This window comes from Desulfovibrio sp. Fe33 (assembly GCF_028532725.1).
Lineage (GTDB): Bacteria > Desulfobacterota > Desulfovibrionia > Desulfovibrionales > Desulfovibrionaceae > Pseudodesulfovibrio.
The window spans coordinates 174,091-190,664 of the sequence record NZ_JAQKGU010000005.1 but is presented as its reverse complement, the minus strand read 5'-3'; the positions used below and the strand labels follow the sequence as shown (position 1 = coordinate 190,664).

The window sequence follows — 16,574 nt, the reverse complement described above, 5'->3', positions numbered from 1 at the left end:
TCCGAAAAGATGATTATATCAAGGGAGCTGTCCATTGACGGCTCCCTTTTTTCATGGAGGTTTGCATGTCACGATTCCGCAGCATCAAAAAGGCCGTCCACGATATCCTGGCCGATGACGATTGGCAGGCCCGGCTCGTCGAGCTTGACGACTATCGTCCCGTGGACCTGGTCCCGCCTCTTCTGAATCTTCGCCTGGACCGCCTGGAGACGGTGCGCTGGCGGTCCGCTACGGCCTTCGGGCTGACTGCCGCGCGCATGGCCGAGGCATCCATGGAGAAGGCCCGCATCCTCATGCGCACGCTCATGTGGTACATGAACGAGGAGTCGGGCAACCTCGGCTGGGGAATTCCGCATTTCATGGGCGAGGCCATGGTCAACAGCGAACGCATCGCCAAGGAATTTCACAAGATCCTGGCTTCCTACATATTCTGTGACGAGGAGTGCGACGGCAATTTCCTGGATCACCCGGAATTGCGGCGCGACGTCTACTGGGGGCTGGCCCGCTTGGCCGAGGTGCGGCCCGAGCTGGTGGCGCACGGCGAAAAATACCTCGTTGCCGCTTTGGACGACGCCGACCCGTACAACCGCGCCTACGCGGCCCGCGTGCTCGGTCTCATCAAGGCCGAAGGGGCCAGGGGCGGAATGGCGGCCCTGGCGGATGATCCCGTCGAAATACGCACTTTTCTCCATCGCGAGCTTGTCGATACCACCGTGGGCGAGCTGGTGCGCAACGCCCTTGAGGATCTCGGGTAGCCGTTGACCTCCAGTAGTGAAAAAAACGGGGCGGCACGCACGGCGGCCCCGTCTTGTCCGACGTATCCCTTATAAGTGGTATTTCTTGAAATCCTCGCTTGGTTCGATTTCCACATAGACGTACAGCGCCACGCCGTAGGGATCGAGGGTGCAGAACCCGCGGTCGCCCCATGGGTGGTCCTCCAGAGGCATGATCATGGGCAGTCCTGCTTCGGTCAGTCGGCCGTGCGCCTCCTCGACGGCGGCCGCGCTTTCCAGCTTGAGGTTGCAGGTCAGGCCGCCGCCGTATGGTTGGTGGCCGGGGTTCTGCGGCTGCATGAAGTGCAGGGTGGGGCCGCCTTCGCCGAATGCCAGGCCGATGTACCAGCCGCAGTCGAAAATCAGGCGGCCGTTCAGGTGGGTTGTGTAGAAGGTTCTGGCCGGGGCCAGGTCCTCAACCGTGATGGTTGGAGAAATTTCTATCGGATTCATGTGGTTTTCCTTGGTTGCTGTTCCTGTATCCGTACGTCAAATCAAATGGTTGCGCCACCATGGAGAATCAAAAAATGGCGGCATCAGCGGGTTTGCGGGGAGGAGGCGAAAGGATGATTCGTGAAAAGGAAAAAAAATACACATCGTGCTTGACAACTGACCGCCCTCCATATACTTTCCACTCCGCTTCGACGTGAAGGCGCGTAGCTCAGGGGGAGAGCATTTGCTTGACGTGCAAAGGGTCGTGGGTTCAAATCCCTCCGCGCCTACCAGAACATCCCCGAAAGGGAGGCCTAGTGCCTCCCTTTCATTTTTTGAGGAAGCAGGCGAAATCGCCGAACTGAGCCGTCGCCCATTGACGGCCCCGGGTTCCGTCCCTACCTATTCCCCTTGGCGGATGTGAACCGCAGCCTGCGGATCAGGTATTTCACGGCGTCGCAATTTGGCGCGCCATAATGTTCCGGCGGCCCGCCGGACAAGGGAGAAACGAAGTGTTGGTTGATATCTCCGGTAAACAGGTTGAATTGGCCGACGGCGCCACCTGCGCCGACGCCCTTCAAGAAGGGTTGTCCAAAAAACAGTTCAAGAACGTCGTGGCCGCCAAATGCGGCGGAACGACCGTTGATCTGTCCACTCCCGTTGCCGGTACCTGCACTACCATCGAGCCCGTCTTCGCCGAGAGCGAGGAAGGGCTCAACGTCATTCGGCATTCTGCCGCCCATGTCATGGCCGAAGCCGTCAAGAAACTGTTCCCGACCGCCAAGGTGACCATCGGACCCTCCGTCACCGACGGGTTCTACTACGACTTCGACTACGAACGTCCGTTCACTCCCGAGGACTTGGAAGCCATCGAGAAGGAGATGCTCTCCTCGGTCGGCGCGAACAAGGAGTTCGTCCGCACGGTCATGTCCAAGGCCGACGCCAAGAAGATGTTCGAGGCCAAGGGCGAGACCTACAAGTCCGAAATCATGGATGACCTGGGCGGCGACGAATTTTCCATTTACACCCACGGCGACTTCGCCGACCTGTGCCGCGGCCCGCATGTCGCCCGCACCGGCCAGATCAAGGCGTTCAAGCTGCTTTCCGTGGCCGGGGCCTACTGGCGCGGCGACGAGAAGAACAAGCAGCTCCAGCGCATTTACGGCACCGCCTGGGAGGACCCCAAGGCGCTCAAGAAGTATCTGACCCGGTTGGAGGAGGCCAAGAAGCGCGATCACCGCAAGCTCGGCAAGCAGCTCGACCTGTTCTCCTTCAGCGACGAGATTGGTCCGGGCATGTCCCTGTGGCATCCGCGCGGCATGTTGCTGCGGACCATCCTTGAGGACTTCGAGCGCAAGGAGCACCTCAAGCGCGGCTACGAGCTCGTTCAGGGGCCGATCATCCTCAAGCGTGAGCTGTGGGAGAAGTCCGGTCACTACGACAACTACCGCGAAAACATGTATTTCACGGAAATCGACGAGCAGGCTTACGGCATCAAGCCCATGAACTGCCTGGCGCACATGATCATCTATAAGAGGAAGATCATGAGCTACCGCGATCTTCCGCAGCGCTACTTCGAGCTGGGCGTGGTCCATCGCCACGAAAAGTCCGGCGTGCTCCACGGGCTCATGCGCGTGCGCACCTTTACCCAGGACGACGCGCATCTGATCTGCCGCCCGGATCAGGTGGAGGAGGAAATCCTCAACCTGATTAAGTTCTACAAGGACATCTACGCCCTGTTCAATTACGAGTTCGACGTGGAGCTGTCCACCCGCCCGGAGAAGTCCATCGGTTCGGACTCGGACTGGGAGCTGGCCACCGAAGGACTGCGCCAGGCGTTGGATAAATCGGGTATGCCGTATGCCATTAACGAGGGCGACGGCGCGTTCTACGGCCCGAAGATCGATTTCCACCTGCGTGATTCCATCGGACGGAGTTGGCAGTGCGGTACGATTCAGGTAGATTTCACCTTGCCAGAGCGCTTTGACATAGTATATGTCGGCGAGGACGGCGAGAGGCACCGGCCCGTGATGATCCATCGCGCCATGCTCGGCTCCATCGAACGCTTCATCGGCGTGCTCACGGAGCATTGTGCTGGCGCGTATCCTGTATGGCTGGCTCCCGTTCAGGCACGTTTGTTGAATGTGACTGACTCGCAACTTGATTTTGTGAAGAAAGCCAAGGAGTTCTTCGTTTCCAAGGGCATCCGCATCGAAGCGGACACTCGCAACGAGAAACTTGGCTACAAGATACGGGAAGCTCAAGTCGAGAAGATCCCGTACATGTTGGTAATCGGTGACAAAGAGGTTGAGGCCGGGTGCGTCAACATCCGTTCAAGGGACGGAGAGGACCCCGGGATGGTGACACTGGAGGAAGCTGCGCAGTTGATTCTTGATGCTGCAAAGGCGCCCTTCAAAGCAGGAGGAATGAGTTATAGCTTTTCGGGGTAACATCCGCCGCGACCAGAAGAGGGAAGACCTGGTCCGGCGCAACGAAAGGATTCGCATCCCCAAGGTGCGGGTCGTGGATGATGACGGTGAGCAGCTTGGTGTCATGGCAACCCGCGACGCGCTTGATCGCGCCCGGGAAAAGGGTCTTGATCTCGTGGAGGTCGCGCCCAACGCCGACCCGCCTGTCTGCAAGATCATGGATTACGGAAAGTTCAAGTACCAGCAGCAGAAGAAGCTGCAGGAAGCTAAGAAGAAACAGACCGTAATCAAGATCAAGGAAGTCAAGTTCCGGCCCAAGACCGACGAGCACGATTACCAGACCAAGCTCAAGAATATCGTCAAGTTCCTGGAGGGCGGCGACCGTTGCAAGGTTACCATCTTCTTCCGGGGACGTGAAATAGTCCATAAGGACCGCGGGCTTGCCATGCTCGAACGAGTCGTAGTGGACACCCAAGATTTAGCCAAAGTCGAGAGCAAGCCCATGTCGGAAGGACGGACCATGACAATGATGCTCGCTCCGGTGAAAAAATAGATACTCGCGAGGGACCACCTGTCCCTTTCTAGGAGGATACTATGCCTAAGATCAAAACCCGCCGTGCAGCCGCCAAGCGGTTTTCCAAGACCGCTACCGGTAAGTTCAAGCGCCGCCGCAAGAATCTCCGGCACATTCTGACCAAGAAGAATGCCAAGAGAAAGCGTCGCCTGGGCCAGTCCACTACCGTGGACTCTACCAATATGAAGGCTGTTCGTCGTCAGTTGCCCAACGGCTAGCAATCCGACTGATTAGGTCTGTCGGCGGCGTATCAAGAGAGGCGGGGAAAGGCCCCGGCTCGCACGTTCGCCGACTCGACCCAGACGAGATGCCCGTTGATCCCTTTCAACCTATAAAGCAATCCACCTCGCCGGGGGAGTCCGTCCGGCCCGGGAGGTAGTAGAAGCGATGGAGGTTTTACCATGAGAGTAAAGCGTGGAGTTGCCGCCAAGCGGCGTCACAACAAATATCTGAAAATGGCCAAGGGTTACCGCGGCGCAGGCTCCCGCCTGTACCGCACCGCTCGTGAGCGTGTGGAAAAGGCTCTGTGCCATGCCTACAAGGACCGGAAGCGCAAGAAGCGCGAGTTCCGGAAGCTGTGGATCATGCGCATCAACGCCGCCGCCCGCATCAACGGCATGTCCTACAGCCGCTTGATGGATGGCCTGAAGAAGGCCGGCATCGAGCTGAACCGCAAGGTTCTGGCGGATATGGCAGTGCGCGACCCGCAGGTGTTCGCCAAGATCGCAGAGGCAGCCAAGGCCAAAGTGAGCTAACAAGTGAGTAGTGAATTGAAGTCCTTCCTGGAAGGACTCGACAGCCTGGCCCAGGATTGCGCTTCGCGCAAGGGCCAGGCTTGTTCGTTAAAGGAACTGGAGGAACTCCGCATAGAGTTCCTGGGCCGGAAGGGTAAGCTCGCCCAGATCATGGGTCGCCTCGGCAAGCTCGACGTCGCCGACAAACCCGCAGCGGGCAAGAAGGCCAACGAGGTCAAACAGGCGGTCACCGGTATGATCGACGCCTGGGAGGCCGAGCTGCACGCGGCGGAGTCCGGTCAGGCTCTGTCGCGCTTCGATCCTTCCATGCCGGGCCGCAAGCCGTGGGCCGGTTCCCTGCATCCCGTGACCCTGGTCATGGACGAAATCGCCTCCATTCTGGTCGGGCTCGGCTTTGAGCACGCCGCCGGTCCCGAGGTGGAAAACGACTGGCACAACTTCGAGGCCCTGAACATGCCGCCGGACCATCCGGCCCGCGACATGCAGGATACCTTGTACGTGTCGGACAAAATCGTCCTGCGTACCCACACCTCGGGAATGCAGATTCGCAGTATGCTCAAGCGTAAGCCTCCGGTGGCCGTCATCGCCCCGGGCAAGGTCTACCGCCGCGACTCGGACCTGACCCACACCCCCATGTTCCACCAGATCGAAGGGCTGCTGGTCGACCGCAATGTTTCCATGGGCGACCTCCGCGGCACTCTGACCGTGTTCGTGCGCAAGGTCTTCGGTCCCAAAACCGAAGTCCGCTTCCGTCCGAGCTTCTTCCCGTTCACCGAGCCTTCGGCCGAGGTGGACATCTCGTGCGTCATGTGCGGCGGCAAGGGCGAGACCGACGGGAAGACCTGCCGGGTGTGCAAGGGCACGGGCTGGGTCGAGATTCTGGGCTGCGGCATGGTCGATCCCAACGTGTTCAAGTCCGTGGGGTACGACCCCGAGGTCTACACGGGTTTCGCCTTCGGGCTCGGCGTCGAGCGCGTCGCCATGCTGAAGTACGGCATCAACGACCTGCGCATGTTCTTCGAGAACGACGTCCGCTTCCTGGAACAGTTCGCCTAGATTTTGCGTGGCGCACGAAGAGCTAAAGCTTTTCGTGCGCCCCATTGACATATTGAGCTTCACGAAGCTCGCACCCTACGAAGACAACTTTTCCACCTCCCTTCGACTGCGTGGCCGCGATTGCGGGCAGTCCGCGAGGGGCAGGGGATGGCGGGCCGTGAGACGAGGGACACCCCCTTTTGCGAAAAGGGCGTCTCTTTCCTGATTCGGCTGCCGGAGGCACTCATGTTAGTTAGCTTGAATTGGTTGCGTGAATTTGTTCCCTACGAGGGAGATATCCAGGTTCTCGGGGACAAGCTGACCATGCTCGGACTGGAGCTGGACGGCATCATCGATCCCTTTGAATCTATCCAGGACATCGTGGTCGGCCATGTCGTCGAGCGCGAAACCCATCCTGAATCCGACCACCTGTCGGTATGCACCGTGGACGTCGGCGGCCCCGAGACCCTGACCATCGTGTGCGGCGCGCCCAACGTGGGCAAGGGCCAGAAGGTTCCTGTCGCCATGGTGGGCACGACCATGCCCGACGGCATGAAGATCAAGAAGGCCAAGCTTCGCGGCGTCAAGTCCATGGGCATGATCTGCTCCGAGCGCGAGCTGGGGCTTTCCGAGGACCATGAAGGCATTTGGGTGCTCGACGATTCGTTCAAGGTGGGCGACAAGCTGGTGGACGCCCTGAATCTCGAACGGGTGGTCTTTGATTTCGACATTACTCCCAACCGCGCGGATTGTCTTTCCATTCTCGGTTTCGCCCGCGAGACGGCACTTGCCTTCGATCTGCCGCTGACTCTGCCTGAGCTGAATCTTGTCGAAGGGGGCGGCAACGCTTCCGACGAAGTCAAGATCGTCATCGACGATCCCGAGCTGTGTCCGGCCTACCACGCCCGGCTCATCAAGGGCGTGCAGACCCGCAAGGCCCCGGACTGGATGCGTTTCAAGCTCCTTGCCCTGGGGCAGCGTCCCATTTCCAACATCGTCGACGTCACCAACTACATCATGTTTGAACTGGGCCAGCCGCTGCATTCCTTCGATCTCGACCTGATCGAGAAGGCGACCATCCGCGTGGCTCCCGCCACGGACGGCATGAAGTTCACCACCCTGGACAACATGGAGCGGACTCTTACCGCTCACGATCTGCTCATCTGGGACGGCGTCAAGCCCGTCGCCCTGGCGGGCGTTATGGGCGGCCTGAATTCCGAGATGGGCGCCGGGTCGAGCAACGTTCTGCTCGAAGCCGCCGTGTTCCGTCCCGGCACGGTTCGCAAAACCGCCCGCAGGCTGTCCCTGCCTTCCGAAGCGTCCTACCGCTTCGAGCGCGGTGTCGACCAGGTCATGACCCGTTTCGCCCAAGATCGCGCCGCTCAGCTCATGGCCGAGACCTCCGGCGGCACGGTTGTTTCCGGTGTCGCCACCGCCGAGCCCTGCCCGTGGCAGGACCGTACCCACGGCTACCGCCACAAGCGGTGCATGTCCCTGCTCGGCCTGGACCTGGAGCCGGAATTCGCCAAGAAGGTTTTTGTGCTCGAAGGGTGCACGGTCAACGACGCCGATCCGGACAACTGGACCGTTTCGTCTCCGTCCCATCGCCTCGACCTCGAACGGGAAGTGGACTTGTACGAGGAAGTGGGCCGCGTTTATGGCCTTGACCGCATTCCGGCGGTGCTGCCCAAAGTTGCCAAGTCCCTTGAGGGCGCGGACGGGACCCCGGTGTACGATTTCATCAAGCGCGTCAAATTCTGGGGGCGCGGCGTTGGGCTGAACGAGGCCATCAACTACAGCTTCACAGGCTCCGACGATCTCGACCGGCTCGACCTTCCCGAAGAGGGCCGGGTTTTCATCGCCAACCCCCTGTCCGAGGAACAGAACGTCATGCGCACCGAGCTGGCCCCGGGTCTGCTGAATGCGCTCAAGAACAATCTGGCCCAGGGCAACAATCACATCCGTCTGTTCGAGGTCGCCAAGCAGTTCGTGTACGACGAGACCTCCGAGACCGAAACCCGTGAGCAGTCCCGTCTGGCCATTCTGCTTTACGGCCCCCGCCATGCGCAGGAGTGGCCGTGGACTCACGGTGATGTGGACTATCTGGATATCAAGGGCCTGGTTGAGCATCTGCTCGCCGACACCCTCAAGCTCGAAGCCCCGGTCTTTACCCTTTCCGAAGGGGGGCATCCCTACCTCGAGCCCTGCATTCAGGTGAGCGTGGCCGGTCAGGCCGTGGGGCTCATCGGCCGGGTCCGTGAGGAGATGGCTGATTACTACCATGCCCGCAAAGACGTTTGGCTGGCCGATTTCAACCTGGACGGCCTGCGCGACATGGCCGACGCCCACCGGATCAGCTTCCGGCCGCTGCCGGTCTTCCCGCCCAGCCGCCGGGACGTCACCGTCATCGGCCCTGTGACCCTGCGCGCCGACGCCATCCGCGACACCATCCTCGGCGCGGATGTGGATATCCTCGAATCCGTCGAGCTGGTGGCCGAGTTCGTGCCCGAAGGACATGAGGAGGAACGCAATCTCTCCTTCCGGCTGACCTACCGTTCGCCCACCAAAACCCTCAAGGACAAGCAGGTCGACAAGGAGCACCAGAAGATTCTGGAGGCCCTCGAAAAAAGCCTGCCCATCCGGTTCTAGGACAACGAATATGCTGTTGAAGGCCCTGCTCCCTCGGGAGCGGGGCCTTTTTTCGTGGGCCTGTCCCTTTCACTCGTTGAATAATCGGGCGTTGAAAGCCGCTTTGCGACAATGGTAGGGTGATTTCGTCTACGGCGGGCAAGGGCCCGCACCCTTGCATCCCCTGTATGCGCCTTCGGCGCGGGCTTTCCTCGGTTTCGCGGTATCCTGCCGCGGAGGCGGGGATAAAAAAACGGGAAAAAGGAGAGCGGCATCTTCTTCGGAACACTGTTGAATGCGGCGTGGGTATTTGCTAGAAATAACAAATGGAAGATTTGCGGGACTTCAAGCGGTACAAGATCGGGCAGGCCGCCAAGGAGATAGGGGTCAAGACCTACGTACTCCGCTTTTGGGAAGGGGAGTTCGATGAGATCGATCCCATTCGGACCGAGAGCGGCCAACGGCTGTACACCGAGGAGCACCTGGAAATCATTCGCGAGATAAAAAGGCTTCTCTACGACGAGGGGCTGACCATCGACGGGGCCAAGAAAAAACTGCGCAGCCGCGAACAGGCCCATATTCTGGCCGAGGTGCGCGACGAACTGCTGGCCATCCGGAATCTTCTGAGACGCTAGGCTGCGGGGCCTTCCCGCAAGGGGGCGGACCATGGGCAACTTTTTGAAATTCGGACTGATCGGTCTGGGCGTCTGCCTGGCGTTGTTCGTTGTTTCCGCCCTGGTTTTCGTAGCTGTCTTTGATCCCAACAACTACAAGGAACGCATCAGCCAGGCCGTGCTCAAGGAGACCGGCCGAGCCCTGACGTTTGAAGGCGACATCAGCCTGACGTTTTTTCCCGGCCTGGGCGTTGCCTTGGGTGGGCTTTCCCTGAGCAATGCCGAAGGGTTCGGCCCCGAGCCCATGGCTTCGGTGAGTTCGGCTCGCGTGACCGTGCGTATCCTGCCCCTGTTTATGGGAAAGATCCGTTTCGGCCAGCTCGTGCTCGACAGGCCGGTCCTGAACCTCGGCCGAGACGAGCAGGGCCGGGCCAACTGGGACGATCTGGTGGGCCGCAAACAGGCCGACTCCGGGCGGGGAGGCGGCAAAGATACCTTCGATCTGGATGTGGCGGGCGTGAGCATAACCGGAGGCGGCCTGACCTGGGATGATCGGAAGGCGGGCACTTGGTTCGTCCTGCGAGGCATGGACGTGACTACCGGGCGCGTCAGCAGGGGCGGCCTTTTTCCCGTGAAGGTGAACGTCGGCTTTGACTGCCGGAATCCCGACGCCAAGGGAACCTTGAGTCTTGAAGGACAATCCTCCTTTGATCTTGCCTATCGCGAATACGGCCACATGGACATGCGCGTGGCGGTCAAGGCCGTAGGCGGCTCCATACCCGGCGGGAGCGTGGACGGCACCTTGTCCTTTCAATTCCTGGCCCTCGATTTCAACAAGGAGACCGCCCAGGTGACGGGTCTCGAATGCTCGGCCTACGGGGCGACCCTGCTTGCCGACGGCACCATCAGGGGGATTACGGATACGTTGTCGGCGCTTACCGCCAACCTCACGTTGAAGCCGACGAACCTGCGGACCTTGATGACCGCTCTGGGGGCCAACACGCCGAATACGGCCGATCCCGAGGCCCTGACCAAGGTGGGCGGGACGGGGCGGGTGGATTTCGAGACCGGACGGCTGAGGCTGGAGGACGTGGAGCTTTCGGTGGACGGGACCCGCATAGTGGGAAGCGGGGAGGTGACGCGAGGCGGCAAGTGGCCCCGCTGGGTGGCGCACGTGGATGCGGGAGACCTTGATCTGGACCGCTATTTGCCCCCGGACCACGCGGAAAAGGGGGCCGTGTCCCAGGAGCGGGCCAAGTCCGGTCTGTTGGACGACATGATCCTGCCCGCGGAAATCCTGCGGCGGCTGGATTTCGATATGGACGCCAAGGCTGCCCGGCTCAAGGTCGGCGGAATGAATTACAGCGATGTGTCGGTGACGGCCAAGGGCAAGAACGGGGTGCTGACCATTGATCCCCTTTCGGCCTCGGCTTATGGCGGAAATATCAAGCTTTCTTTTTCGGCGGACGCGGGCAAGGGAACGCCGGTGGTCGCGTCCGACCTGCATGTGGAGCGGCTTGACGTGGCCGGAGTGTCCGAGGACCTGACCGGCAAGGCCGATTATGCCGGTGTTGCGGATTTTACGTCGAGTTTGAAGGCGCAGGGCGAGCGGATGCGTGATCTGCTCTCCACCCTGGGCGGCAAGCTTTCCTTCAGTCTGGCCGATGGCGTATTCCCCGGCGTTGACCTTGTGCGCATGGCCCGGACCACCGCGTCGGACAAGGACGGGAAGGGGACGGTGGAGGCTGAGCAGACCGACTCCACCAAATTCGGCTCCATCACCGGCACCGGCACCGTCGCCGATGGCGTGATCTCCAACAGCGATCTTGAGGTCAAGGCTCCCGGGCTTCGCGCCGACGGGCACGGGGCTCTCTCCCTGGTCACGCGGCAGATCGATTACATCGTCAAGGCCAAGCTCGTTCCCACGGCTTCGGGGCAGGGCGGCAAGTCGTCCCATGAACTTGTCGGCGTCATGGTTCCCATCCGCGTGACCGGGACCATCGACAAGCCCCGGTATTGGGTTTCTGTCTCAGAGTACGTGAAATCCCTCGGCGGGGTGGTGATCGACACCGTGGGCACGGTTTTCGGCGGGATGAAGAATGTGGTCAAGGGCGTAGGCTCCGCCCTGGACAAGTCGTGCTGCGAGGACGAACCCGAGTCCGGCGCGCCGGAGCGGAAGAAATTCCTCGGGATATTTTAGCGGACTTTCATCTTGATGTTGGCGGGAGCCGGACCGTTTTTGCGGTTCACCTTCTTGAGCTGCTGCCGCGAATTGGTCTTGGCCTGTGAAGGCGTCGGCTGCGCGGTCTCCGCCTCGTCGGCCACCAGCTCGTGCATGGCCTTGAAGGCTCCGTCCAGAGTCTCCTGTTCATCGACGAGCTGACGCAGGAATCGGTTGATGGGACCGACCATGGCGATGGCCCTGTCCACTTCCGCATTGGCTCCCTTCTGGTATGCCCCGATGTTGACCATGTCTTCCACCCGCTTGAAGGTGGCCATGTGCCGCAACAGGGTGCGCCCGTCGGCCTGCGCCTGCTTGGTGGTGATGTCGCTCCGCAGACGGCTGATGGACTTGAGCACGTCGATGGCCGGATAGTGGCCCATGTCGGCCAGCTCGCGGGTCAGGACGATGTGGCCGTCCAGGATGGAACGGGTGGAGTCCGCAATGGGTTCGGTGAAGTCGTCGCCATCCACCAGGACCGTGTAGACGCCGGTGATGGACCCCTTGCGGTTCTTGCCCGCGCGTTCCAGAAGCTGGGGCAGGTGGGCGAAGACGGACGGGGTGTAGCCGCCGCGCGTGGGCGGTTCGCCCGCGGCCAGGCCGACCTCGCGGCCCGCCATGGCGAAACGCGTGACCGAGTCCATCATCAGCAGCACGTCCTTGCCCTGGTCCCGGAAAAATTCTGCGATGGCCGTTGCGGCGTAGGCCGCTCGCATTCGGATGAGCGGGCTCTTGTCCGAGGTGGCCACCACGAGCACGCTGCGGGCCATGCCCTCGGGGCCGAGGTCGCGCTCAATGAATTCCACCACCTCGCGGCCGCGCTCACCGACCAGGGCTATGACGTTGATGTCCGCCTTGGTGTACCGGGCCATCATGCCCATGGTCGTGGATTTGCCCACGCCGGAACCGGCCATGATGCCGACGCGCTGCCCCTTGCCGAGCGTCAAAAGTGCGTTCACCGAGCGGATGCCCACGTCGAGGGGCTTGTCGATGCGCGGGCGTTCCAGGGGGTTGGGCGGCTCGCGGTGCAGAGGGGCGAACGCCTCGGCGTGAAACGGCCCTTTGCCGTCGAGCGGCTGCCCGAAGGCGTCCACGGCGCGGCCGAGCATGGCCTTGCCCACGGGGATGTGCGGCGGGGTGGCCGCGTTCTGGATCAGGGAGCCGGGACCGATGCCGCGCATGTCCGAGTAGGGCATGAACAGGCACGCGCCGTCGCGGAATCCGACCACTTCGGCCGGGATGGGATCGTGCCCGGACGGCAGGAGATAACAGACCGAGCCGAGGGGGGCCTTGATGCCCCGTCCTTCCGCGATGAGGCCGACCACCTTGGTGACCTTGCCGAAGGTCTGGCAGGGATCGAGCTCTTCGAGAAGGGCGAGCTTCGAGTCCGCGTCCATGGCTATTCCCCGTTTCCGGATGTAATCTGCTCGGCCAACTGGTCGAAGAGGGGTTCCACGCTCTTCCAGCGGGTGTCCACGGTGTTGTCCACCTTGCCTTCGTCGGCCTCGATGACCACGCCGCCCATCTCGATGGAGGGGTCGCCCTTGACGGTCCAGTATTGAAGGGAGGGATTGCGGTCCTGGATGGTCTTGACGAACTCGTCAAGCTCTGCTGCCTCCTCCGGGTTGCAGCGGATTTCGATGCGGCGCTGGGACTCAATGCGTTCCAGGGCTTGGGTCATGAGTGCCTGAAGGGCCTCGGACCGTTTCTCGTCCAACTCGACCTTGAGGGTTTTGCGCAGCGCCAGCCTGATAAGCCGGGTGACGTCCTTTCGCCGGGCCTCGTAGATGTTGCCGCCCTGGGCTCCGAGCTGGGCGAACAGGGCCTCGGCCTTGGCCGAGATGTCCCTGATGTGCTGGTCCACGAATTCCTGGGCTTCGGCCATGCCCGCCGCAAATCCTTCGTGCCGGGCCGTGGCGCGCAACGCTTCGGCCTCAAGCTCCGCCAGCATCTTGATTTCTTTGGCCGCGTCACGGGCCTTCTCACGTACCCGGGCCAGATATTCCTCGTTGGTGGACTCGTCCCACACGAGCTGGCGTTTGCCCTCCAGCTCCTGGATGGTCATTTCGTCCGGGCCGGGCGTGTTCATGCCGACCACGACCTTGCCCGTCATGCGGGGGCGATGCGCCTGGTGCTTAGATAAAGACATCGCTGCCACCTCGGCTGATGACGATCTTGCCTTCGTCCTCCAGACGGCGGACGGTCTTGACGATGGCCTGTTGCGCGGCCTCCACCTCGCTGAGCTTCTTGGGCGGCATGATTTCCAGGTCTTCCTTTATCATGGCCGAAGCGCGCTCGGACAGGTTCTTGAAGAATTTTTCGCGCAGCTCCTCGCTGGCTCCCTTGAGCGCGACGGTGAGGTCCTCGTTGGAAACCTCCTTGAGCAGTTCGCGGATGGCGATGTCGTCGATGCTCTTGACGTCCTCGAACACGAACATGAGGTTGCGGATGTCTTCGGCCATCTGGGTGGACTCCTCCTCGATCTCGGACAGGACCTCTTCCTCGGTGTTGCGGTCCACGGCGTTGAGAATCTCCGCCACGGAATTGACGCCGCCGACCTTCTTGCCTTCCTTGCCGCCCATGGCGATGAGCTGGCTTTGCAGGACCTTGTCCACTTCCATGAGCATTTCCTCGGCCACGGCTTCGAGCTTGGCGAGGCGCATGAGCACTTCGGCGCGGACGCCCGCGGGAAGGTTCTGGATGAGCTCGGCGGCCTGGTCCGGGTGCAGATGCCCCAGGATAAGGGCCAGGGTCTGGGGATGCTCGTTGCGGAGAATCTGCGCCAGGATGCGCGGGCTGACGTTCTCCAGTTCCTGGAACGGCGTGGGGCCGGTGTCCAGGTCCAGGGAGTCCATGATGTACTTGGCCGTTTCCGAGTCCAGGGACTGGGTCAGCAGACGCTTGACCTGTTCCGGGCCGCCCACCAGAAGTTCCGCGCCGTATGCCAGGGCCTCGTTGTATTCCTTGAGGACTTCCAGCACCTCCTCCTTGGGAATGGAGTCGGTTTCGAGCATGGCCTTGGACACGGCGGCGATTTCGTTGCGCTCCATGCGCTTGAACACCTCCGCCGTGAACTTCTCGCCCAGGGCGAGGAGCACGATGGCCGTTTTCTGGGGGCCGCTAAAATCTGCCATGTCTTATGCCTCCTGGGTGAGCCAGGTCTTGAGCAGGTGGACCGCCTGATCGATATTTTCGTCGGACAGTTGAATCGCGTGATTCTTGGCGTTTTCGAGCCGCCTGGACGTATCCAGGGCTTCCTCGTCCATTTCTTCCTCTTCGAGGGCCAACCGTTCGGTGCCGGGCAGCCCCGCCATCTCCTCGATCTCCTGTTCGGCGATCCTGGGCCGGATCAGGGCCATGACCACCGGCCGGACGACCAGGATGAGGAAGAGGAAGATCAGCAGGCCGTTGAGGAACGGCTTGCCCAGCCGCTGGGCGTATTCCAGCATGGTCCGCATGAGGGAGTCGCCGTCGGCCAACTGCGGTTCGCCGAAGGAGATGTTGCTCACCTCGATGGTGTCGCCGCGCTGCGAGTCGAAGCCCACCGCGTTTTCTATCAAGGTGCGGATACGGTTGATTTCCTCGGCGGATCGGGGCGCGTAGACCGCATTGCCGTCGGCGCCCGTCTCCCACGTCCCGTCAACGATAACCGCAACGGTCAGGCGTTTCAATTCCCCGACGGGGGTAATAATATTTTCTTCCTGCCGGTTTATCTCGAAGTTGGTGGTCCTGGACTCGCGTGTGGAATCCTGTGTGGTCTGGGTTCCGGTGAAGCCGTCGCCCCGGAAATTGACGTCGGGCTCGCCCCCGGCCAGCGAGGCAGCGCCTTGCGTGGTCTCTTCATTGCGGGTTTCGGAGCGGACCACGGAGCCGTCCGGGTCGTAGGTCTCCTTGCGCACGGTGCGCTGGCTGAAATCGAGGTCGGCGTTGACGCGGGCGATGACCTTGTCCGGGCCGACGGCGGGGCCGAGGAGTTCGAGAATGCGGCGTTGCAGCTTGCCTTCCACATCCGCCTTGTAGAGGAGTTGGGCGTTGGACATGGCCAGGCCGGAGGTCTCGTCCTCCGGGGTGTACAGGGGGTGCCCCTTCATGTCCGTGACCGTGATGTTCTTGGGCTCAAGGCCTTCCACGGCCATGGACACCAGATTGACGACGCCCTTGACCTCGTCGGGCTCAAGCTTGCCGTCGCCCTTGAGTTGCAGGACGATGGACGCCGACGGCGCTATCTGGTCCTCGATGAACAGGGACTTCTGCGGGATGACCAGGTGGACACGGGCTTTGTCGACGAGGGGAAATTCCGTGATGGTGCGGGCCAGCTCGCCTTGCAGGGCGCGCTGGTAGTTGACGTGCTGCACGAAGTCGGTCTGGCCGATCTGCACTTCGTCGAAAATTTCAAAGCCGATGCCCTGGCCGTGCAGGTTGCCTTCTCCCGCCACCTTGAGCCTGAGCTCGTACACCCTGTCCGCCGGGACCTTGATGGTCCGGCCGTTGTCCTCGAGCTTGTAGCTTTCCTTCTGGCCCTGGAGCAGGGCCACGATCCTGGATGCGTCCTCGGGGTAGAGGTTTGTCATCAGGACCCTGTAGTCGGGCTTGTTCATCCAGTAGATCATCAGCGCGAAGGAAACGATCACTGCGGCGGCCAATCCACCGATGAGGATACGTTGGGACGCGGTGCGGTCTGCCCAGAGACCCTGTGCTTTGGACCAGTATTCGGCGACGAACGGAGGCATCTTTCTATTCTCCAGCTTGCGTTGGCTGTGTTGCTACGGGTTGCGGCGACGCCTAGAACGGCATCTGCATGATTTCCTTGTACGCCGACATGACCTTGCTGCGGACGGCGCCGGTCATCTGCATGGCCATGCCCGCCTTCTGCATGGCGATCATCAGCTCATGCACGTTCTGGCTCTTGCCGGATGCGAATTCCTCGATCATGACCTTCTTCTCGCTTTGCAGGTCGTTGACCTTGACGAGGGAGGACTTGAGGGTGTCGTTGAAGCTCCGGACGGGTTCCTGGGGCTTTTTGAGGCTCTCGGAGACCGTGGAATCCACCGTGCGGCGGCGGAGGTCCATGGCGCTCTGATACGCGTTGATGGCGACGCTCTTGACGACCATT

15 protein-coding genes and 1 tRNA gene are annotated in these 16,574 nt (G+C 61.4%); 10 read left to right on the top strand and 6 right to left on the bottom strand.

Annotated elements, in window-relative coordinates:
- Positions 1-65 precede the first annotated feature (65 nt).
- Entirely contained in the window at positions 66-755 is a 690-nt protein-coding gene (locus PSN43_RS09130) for a DVU0298 family protein (RefSeq protein ID WP_272700405.1), read from the top strand.
- A gap of 69 nt (positions 756-824) precedes the next feature.
- Here the strand turns inward: PSN43_RS09130 and PSN43_RS09125 are convergent, their stop codons facing one another.
- Complete coding sequence (locus PSN43_RS09125) at positions 825-1,226, bottom strand: VOC family protein (RefSeq protein ID WP_272700404.1); 402 nt, start codon at positions 1,224-1,226, stop codon at positions 825-827.
- Positions 1,227-1,423: 197 nt separating this feature from the next.
- Here PSN43_RS09125 and PSN43_RS09120 point away from each other — a divergent pair.
- The 9 genes from PSN43_RS09120 to PSN43_RS09080 all read left to right on the top strand — a co-directional run bounded on the left by PSN43_RS09120 (position 1,424) and on the right by PSN43_RS09080 (position 11,440).
- A tRNA-Val gene (locus PSN43_RS09120) sits at positions 1,424-1,498 on the top strand.
- Between the two features lie 219 nt (positions 1,499-1,717).
- On the top strand, positions 1,718-3,655 hold the full coding sequence (thrS, locus tag PSN43_RS09115; protein WP_272700403.1) for a threonine--tRNA ligase: 1,938 nt from the start codon (positions 1,718-1,720) through the stop codon (positions 3,653-3,655).
- Position 3,656: 1 nt separating this feature from the next.
- Complete coding sequence (gene infC, locus PSN43_RS09110; protein ID WP_272700439.1) at positions 3,657-4,187, top strand: translation initiation factor IF-3; 531 nt, start codon at positions 3,657-3,659, stop codon at positions 4,185-4,187.
- A 41-nt stretch (positions 4,188-4,228) separates the two neighbouring features.
- Positions 4,229-4,426, top strand: coding sequence for a 50S ribosomal protein L35 (gene rpmI / locus PSN43_RS09105; protein WP_015416378.1), 198 nt, complete (start codon positions 4,229-4,231; stop codon positions 4,424-4,426).
- A gap of 183 nt (positions 4,427-4,609) precedes the next feature.
- The gene (gene rplT, locus PSN43_RS09100) at positions 4,610-4,963 is read left to right on the top strand and encodes a 50S ribosomal protein L20 (protein ID WP_014321735.1); all 354 of its coding nucleotides are present in this window, start codon (positions 4,610-4,612) and stop codon (positions 4,961-4,963) included.
- A gap of 3 nt (positions 4,964-4,966) precedes the next feature.
- On the top strand, positions 4,967-6,019 hold the full coding sequence (pheS, locus tag PSN43_RS09095; RefSeq protein WP_442874869.1) for a phenylalanine--tRNA ligase subunit alpha: 1,053 nt from the start codon (positions 4,967-4,969) through the stop codon (positions 6,017-6,019).
- A 225-nt stretch (positions 6,020-6,244) separates the two neighbouring features.
- Positions 6,245-8,647 carry a phenylalanine--tRNA ligase subunit beta gene (gene pheT, locus PSN43_RS09090; protein WP_272700402.1) on the top strand — a complete coding sequence of 801 codons (2,403 nt, stop codon included), beginning with the start codon at positions 6,245-6,247 and terminating at the stop codon, positions 8,645-8,647.
- Between the two features lie 305 nt (positions 8,648-8,952).
- Positions 8,953-9,261 carry a MerR family transcriptional regulator gene (locus PSN43_RS09085; RefSeq protein WP_272700401.1) on the top strand — a complete coding sequence of 103 codons (309 nt, stop codon included), beginning with the start codon at positions 8,953-8,955 and terminating at the stop codon, positions 9,259-9,261.
- 31 nt (positions 9,262-9,292) lie between these two features.
- Entirely contained in the window at positions 9,293-11,440 is a 2,148-nt protein-coding gene (locus PSN43_RS09080; RefSeq protein ID WP_272700400.1) for an AsmA family protein, read from the top strand.
- Here the strand turns inward: PSN43_RS09080 and PSN43_RS09075 are convergent.
- The 5 genes from PSN43_RS09075 to fliE are packed head-to-tail and all read right to left on the bottom strand — an operon-like array spanning position 11,437 to position 16,573.
- Positions 11,437-12,858: a FliI/YscN family ATPase gene (locus tag PSN43_RS09075; RefSeq protein WP_272700399.1), complete on the bottom strand. Its 1,422-nt coding sequence runs from the start codon at positions 12,856-12,858 to the stop codon at positions 11,437-11,439. The genes PSN43_RS09080 and PSN43_RS09075 overlap by 4 nt on opposite strands.
- Positions 12,859-12,860: 2 nt before the next feature.
- The gene (locus PSN43_RS09070) at positions 12,861-13,610 is read right to left on the bottom strand and encodes a FliH/SctL family protein (protein ID WP_272700398.1); all 750 of its coding nucleotides are present in this window, start codon (positions 13,608-13,610) and stop codon (positions 12,861-12,863) included.
- On the bottom strand, positions 13,597-14,595 hold the full coding sequence (gene fliG, locus PSN43_RS09065) for a flagellar motor switch protein FliG (RefSeq protein WP_272700397.1): 999 nt from the start codon (positions 14,593-14,595) through the stop codon (positions 13,597-13,599). The genes PSN43_RS09070 and fliG overlap by 14 nt, the downstream gene beginning before the upstream one ends.
- Positions 14,596-14,598: 3 nt before the next feature.
- Entirely contained in the window at positions 14,599-16,191 is a 1,593-nt protein-coding gene (gene fliF, locus PSN43_RS09060) for a flagellar basal-body MS-ring/collar protein FliF (protein WP_272700396.1), read from the bottom strand.
- 52 nt (positions 16,192-16,243) lie between these two features.
- Complete coding sequence (gene fliE / locus PSN43_RS09055) at positions 16,244-16,573, bottom strand: flagellar hook-basal body complex protein FliE (RefSeq protein WP_272700395.1); 330 nt, start codon at positions 16,571-16,573, stop codon at positions 16,244-16,246.
- Between the last annotated feature and the right edge of the window lies 1 nt (position 16,574).